Origin of the sequence: Maribacter dokdonensis DSW-8 (assembly GCF_001447995.1) — a bacterium.
Classification (GTDB): domain Bacteria; phylum Bacteroidota; class Bacteroidia; order Flavobacteriales; family Flavobacteriaceae; genus Maribacter; species Maribacter dokdonensis.
In genome coordinates this window covers 1-5126 of the sequence record NZ_LDPE01000014.1, presented here as the reverse complement: position 1 = coordinate 5126, position 5126 = coordinate 1, and the positions used below count along the sequence as shown (strand labels likewise).

Genomic DNA, 5126 nt, shown 5'->3' with positions numbered 1-5126 from the left:
AACAAAGAACTGAGATAAAAAACAAACAAATTCTTCTTTAATCCGAGACAATATTATTTCAGGCTCATAGATTCAATAACTTGATTCTTTGAGCTTTTTTTATTCGATCTAGCTTCTATTTATCTAGGCAATATTGAAACGTAAGTTTCATCATATGGCCTGCCAGATTTTGCAATGGCAAAAGACTGCTTTAAAAGTTTGTTGGCAACGGCTATCAGTGCCAGTTTCTTGCTCTTTCCCCTGTTCACGATCCGCTCATAAACCTCTCTGCATGCCCTATTGTGCTTACAAGCGTTAAAAGAACATAGAAATAATAGGTTGCGAAGTTTTCTATTGCCGACCTTACTTATTCGCGCACGACCTCTCACACTGCTCCCCGATTCCCGTATCGTTGGGGTTATACCTACATAGCTACAAAGCTGTGCCGCATTTTCGAACTTATTGAACCCATCGGTGACCACTATTAGGAACAATGCAGTCTTTTGACCTATACCGGGTATTGACATCAATAAAGTCAATTGCTCCTGTTGGTCCTCTTTTACCAATGACAGAATCTTTGATTCGATAGCGGCTACCTCTTTATTGAGCAGTTTCTTATTACGTATCAAGGAACGATAAACAAACTTTGAAGGTATGCCCAGAACAGCTTCTCCGTGTATCTTGTTCTTGGTCGCGGTACGTTGTTTTAAATAGATATCCAATAACCGGAACAACTGTAAGCATTCGCTCTGGATATCCGTCAAGGCATTGTAAATAGGTACCTCGTTGACCAGTGCATATTCACATATAGCCTTGGCATCGCTCTTATCCGTTTTTACTTTAGCCAGTTTCATTTGAATGAAACGTTTTACGGATAATGGGTTTACTACTGAAACTATTACCCCATTTTTGTAAAGAAACTGGGCAAGTCTATAATGATAATAACCGGTAGCTTCCATAACGACCAATGAACATTTGGGCAGTTCCTTAAGGAATTTCTTAAATCCAGTTTCATCGTTCTTATACTGGTCGTGACCTTTGTTACTACCATGTACATCAAAGACATCTTTACTGATGTCGACTCCAAAAGTTTCTTTATATTTATTCATAAGATATGTTTTACGAAAGAACCGGCTACTTCTGCTCACAACAACTTGAAAACGAGATCTAAGGTCTCACAGAACTGAACGTGATCTAAGTAGTAAAAGAGAGAGGATTATCAATGTTGTCGAAGTCTAAAGCTTCACCGTATATAGTAACCTTAATTCTCTCTTTTGTTCTTTCTAGTTATATCAACAATTTACTGAGAATCAAACTTAAGCCGTATAAAATTAATTGCTGGGTCTATGTTTATATGGAAAAATCCATTCGAATTTTTCCGCTCTTGGTTTGTTTGCTAACTTAGGGCTTGAACACGCAACTAACTTTATACAATCCGTTGTGCATAATGTTGAAGAAACTACTAACATTAATAATATTGATTTCTCAATTGTCATTTTCTCAAACAGAAAAAGATGATTACGAGTTGTATTCTCTGATTTTAAATAAACGTTTGGAATTCGGAAATAAAACGGAAAAAGATAAAATAGTTTTAATTGAACAATTTATGGACGAATTTGATGGAGACTACGAAGTCCTTGACCATAAATCTGATACAATTACAAAACTGGATTTGAATATGCTTTATAGTATGACTTATAAGGACACAACGTTCATAAAAAGGGTTAGTAAAGAAAGAGATTTGAGAAATGTAATTATCCAACTGACTTCTGACAAATCTGAACATCCCAAAATTGAGTCGGAATTATTACAAAAACAATCAATAGAAATAGAAACGATTACAGATAAAAAATTTAGTTCATTTTTTGGTAACAACCGTCGAATAGAAAAAGGCTGGAAACGGATACAGAAAAAATACGGAACTGACAAAATTGTGGAATTTTCTCAAGTTAATTATAATGGACAATTCGCAGCAACATATTACGGAATTCATTGCGGAGGGTTATGTGGCTCAGGAAATATTGTAGTTTTTGAGAAAATTAATGGAAAATGGAAAATATTGACCGAAATTAATTTGTGGATGGCATAAAACACTATGCACAACAACGTATAACCGCAATTACGGCGGATTCGACTACGTCCGAATCCACTCGGAATTGCTAAAGTCTGTGTCAAACCGAAAATTAACGCATATTAACCCGTAACTGACGGTTATACAAGACCGTTGCCCACAATTATGAAAAAAATGCTAACCGAAAACGAAATAGTCGAAAAAGTAGCAGATTTTCTTGAAATTAAGGGGTACAATATCAAGCAATTTTTACAAACAAATCAACGTGGAATTGACATAATAGCAGAAAAAGAAAACGAAGTTTTGTATGTAGAAGCAAAAGGAGAAACGAGTGCAACCAAAACAACAAAGAGATTTGGTAAGCCATTCGACCGAAATCAAGTTAAATCTCATATTTCTGTTGCTCTATTGGCAACGATGAAAGTAATCTCAAGTAAACCAAATGGAAATAATACAAAAGTCGGAATAGCTTTGCCTGATAATGATGAACATAGAAAGGTAATAAAAAAAATTATTCCTGCCTTAAATCAATTGGATATTATATTGTTTTGGGTAACAAAAGATAATGTTAAAATAGAATAAAATGATAGTGGAATTTTTCAGCAAAGTACTTTTGGTAGAAACGGTAAAACAATCCGTGAAAGCAGTTTCTGATGAAATAATTGAAGGTAAAATTAACCAAGCAAGAAAAGAGAGGATATCTTCAGCTTTAATTTCAATTCAACAAGCTTCTTTGGAAACGAGGAATTTTATTGATAATAAAGGTTATCGTGTTAATACAGATTTATCAAGATTGTGGAATGATGCACTAAAAAAATCAATTGATGCCGATTTAAAAAATTTGCCGAGGTTTTTGCAAAACAAAGCGAAATTTTGGGGCAAACCACAAGATTGGCTGAAAGAAAAAGCGTCTATGGAATTAGTCCCAAAACTTTCTTATCTTAATGACCAATGCGATATGTTATTAATTAAACTGGAAAAATAACTGTGGGCAACATTGTATATAAAAAATAGCGCAAGTCATTGCTAACACTAAGGTTTGGGCATTTTTGAAAAGTCGCCAAATTTTTAAATTTGACGATTTCCAAGTAAAAAAATAAATAGTAAAATTTAAAAATTCGGCTTGTGTTTCATCCGAAAGGTAACCGCTTATTTTCAGCGCTACTTTTCATATACGGAGCCGTTGTATGCAACCTAAAGCAACGTACTTAAAACCAAAAATTGAATGAAATCAAAAAAAATCCCATTAGAACAATTTGCCTTTTTGACGAAAAATCTTGAGGACAATAATGAGGACTTTTTAGAATTAATTTCATCACACGTTGGACACTTAGTATTTGAATTTAATTTACTTGAAGAAAGACTTACTTCATTCATTTGGCTATTAATAAGTGAAAGGAGTGATTCTAAAGGTGTCTTGATTACTCAAAATATGAATTATGCTGCAAAAGTAGATTTATTTAATAGGTACTCTTCTTACATTCAAAACATTCTTGAAAAAGAAATTTCTATACATCCCAAAATGATTCAAGACTTGAAAGAGTGTGGTAGATTGAGAAATATGGTTGTACACGCTGAATGGAATACTGTTGACCTCGATGGATATGCTTTTACAAAATTTCGATTTAAGCAAAATGACATTATCCAAGAATTTGTTCAACTAGATGAAAATTCATTGATTAAAATTAGAAATTTGATAATTGAAACGCATAATCTGTTTGACGAATATGATGAGGCGTATTCAGAAATATTGAGATATTAAAAAAGGCAGCATACAACAAAGAACTGAGATAAAAAACAAACAAATTCTTCTTTAATCCGAGACAATATTATTTCAGGCTCATAGATTCAATAACTTGATTCTTTGAGCTTTTTTTATTCGATCTAGCTTCTATTTATCTAGGCAATATTGAAACGTAAGTTTCATCATATGGCCTGCCAGATTTTGCAATGGCAAAAGACTGCTTTAAAAGTTTGTTGGCAACGGCTATCAGTGCCAGTTTCTTGCTCTTTCCCCTGTTCACGATCCGCTCATAAACCTCTCTGCATGCCCTATTGTGCTTACAAGCGTTAAAAGAACATAGAAATAATAGGTTGCGAAGTTTTCTATTGCCGACCTTACTTATTCGCGCACGACCTCTCACACTGCTCCCCGATTCCCGTATCGTTGGGGTTATACCTACATAGCTACAAAGCTGTGCCGCATTTTCGAACTTATTGAACCCATCGGTGACCACTATTAGGAACAATGCAGTCTTTTGACCTATACCGGGTATTGACATCAATAAAGTCAATTGCTCCTGTTGGTCCTCTTTTACCAATGACAGAATCTTTGATTCGATAGCGGCTACCTCTTTATTGAGCAGTTTCTTATTACGTATCAAGGAACGATAAACAAACTTTGAAGGTATGCCCAGAACAGCTTCTCCGTGTATCTTGTTCTTGGTCGCGGTACGTTGTTTTAAATAGATATCCAATAACCGGAACAACTGTAAGCATTCGCTCTGGATATCCGTCAAGGCATTGTAAATAGGTACCTCGTTGACCAGTGCATATTCACATATAGCCTTGGCATCGCTCTTATCCGTTTTTACTTTAGCCAGTTTCATTTGAATGAAACGTTTTACGGATAATGGGTTTACTACTGAAACTATTACCCCATTTTTGTAAAGAAACTGGGCAAGTCTATAATGATAATAACCGGTAGCTTCCATAACGACCAATGAACATTTGGGCAGTTCCTTAAGGAATTTCTTAAATCCAGTTTCATCGTTCTTATACTGGTCGTGACCTTTGTTACTACCATGTACATCAAAGACATCTTTACTGATGTCGACTCCAAAAGTTTCTTTATATTTATTCATAAGATATGTTTTACGAAAGAACCGGCTACTTCTGCTCACAACAACTTGAAAACGAGATCTAAGGTCTCACAGAACTGAACGTGATCTAAGTAGTAAAAGAGAGAGGATTATCAATGTTGTCGAAGTCTAAAGCTTCACCGTATATAGTAACCTTAATTCTCTCTTTTGTTCTTTCTAGTTATATCAACAATTTACTGAGAATCAAACTTAAG

At 34.7% G+C, this 5126-nt stretch carries 6 protein-coding genes; 4 read left to right on the top strand and 2 right to left on the bottom strand.

Annotated features, from left to right (window positions below):
* Positions 1-119: 119 nt before the first annotated feature.
* A complete protein-coding gene (locus tag I600_RS18770; RefSeq protein WP_058105098.1) occupies positions 120-1088 on the bottom strand; it encodes an IS110 family transposase in 969 nt (322 codons plus the stop codon).
* A gap of 338 nt (positions 1089-1426) precedes the next feature.
* Here I600_RS18770 and I600_RS18765 point away from each other — a divergent pair, with 338 nt between their 5' ends.
* The 4 genes from I600_RS18765 (at position 1427) to I600_RS18750 (ending at position 3812) form a co-directional block, all read left to right on the top strand.
* Positions 1427-2068, top strand: coding sequence for a hypothetical protein (locus I600_RS18765; protein WP_058106101.1), 642 nt, complete (start codon positions 1427-1429; stop codon positions 2066-2068).
* Between the two features lie 147 nt (positions 2069-2215).
* Positions 2216-2632 (top strand): restriction endonuclease, encoded by a 417-nt coding sequence (locus tag I600_RS18760; protein ID WP_082643035.1) that lies wholly within the window; start codon positions 2216-2218, stop codon positions 2630-2632.
* Between the two features lies 1 nt (position 2633).
* Positions 2634-3035, top strand: a complete 402-nt coding sequence (locus I600_RS18755) for a hypothetical protein (protein ID WP_058106100.1) — start codon at positions 2634-2636, stop codon at positions 3033-3035.
* 240 nt (positions 3036-3275) lie between these two features.
* On the top strand, positions 3276-3812 hold the full coding sequence (locus tag I600_RS18750; protein WP_058106099.1) for a hypothetical protein: 537 nt from the start codon (positions 3276-3278) through the stop codon (positions 3810-3812).
* 133 nt (positions 3813-3945) lie between these two features.
* Here the strand turns inward: I600_RS18750 and I600_RS18745 are convergent, their stop codons facing one another.
* Positions 3946-4914 (bottom strand): IS110 family transposase, encoded by a 969-nt coding sequence (locus tag I600_RS18745; RefSeq protein ID WP_058105098.1) that lies wholly within the window; start codon positions 4912-4914, stop codon positions 3946-3948.
* Positions 4915-5126: the final 212 nt, after the last annotated feature.

What these genes read in the sequence shown, in the direction of transcription:
- I600_RS18770 (WP_058105098.1), bottom strand. Translation starts at nt 1,088, where the DNA reads ATGAATAAATATAAAGAAACTTTTGGAGTCGACATCAGTAAAGATGTC.
- I600_RS18765 (WP_058106101.1), top strand. Translation starts at nt 1,427, where the DNA reads ATGTTGAAGAAACTACTAACATTAATAATATTGATTTCTCAATTGTCA.
- I600_RS18760 (WP_082643035.1), top strand. Translation starts at nt 2,216, where the DNA reads ATGAAAAAAATGCTAACCGAAAACGAAATAGTCGAAAAAGTAGCAGAT.
- I600_RS18755 (WP_058106100.1), top strand. Translation starts at nt 2,634, where the DNA reads ATGATAGTGGAATTTTTCAGCAAAGTACTTTTGGTAGAAACGGTAAAA.
- I600_RS18750 (WP_058106099.1), top strand. Translation starts at nt 3,276, where the DNA reads ATGAAATCAAAAAAAATCCCATTAGAACAATTTGCCTTTTTGACGAAA.
- I600_RS18745 (WP_058105098.1), bottom strand. Translation starts at nt 4,914, where the DNA reads ATGAATAAATATAAAGAAACTTTTGGAGTCGACATCAGTAAAGATGTC.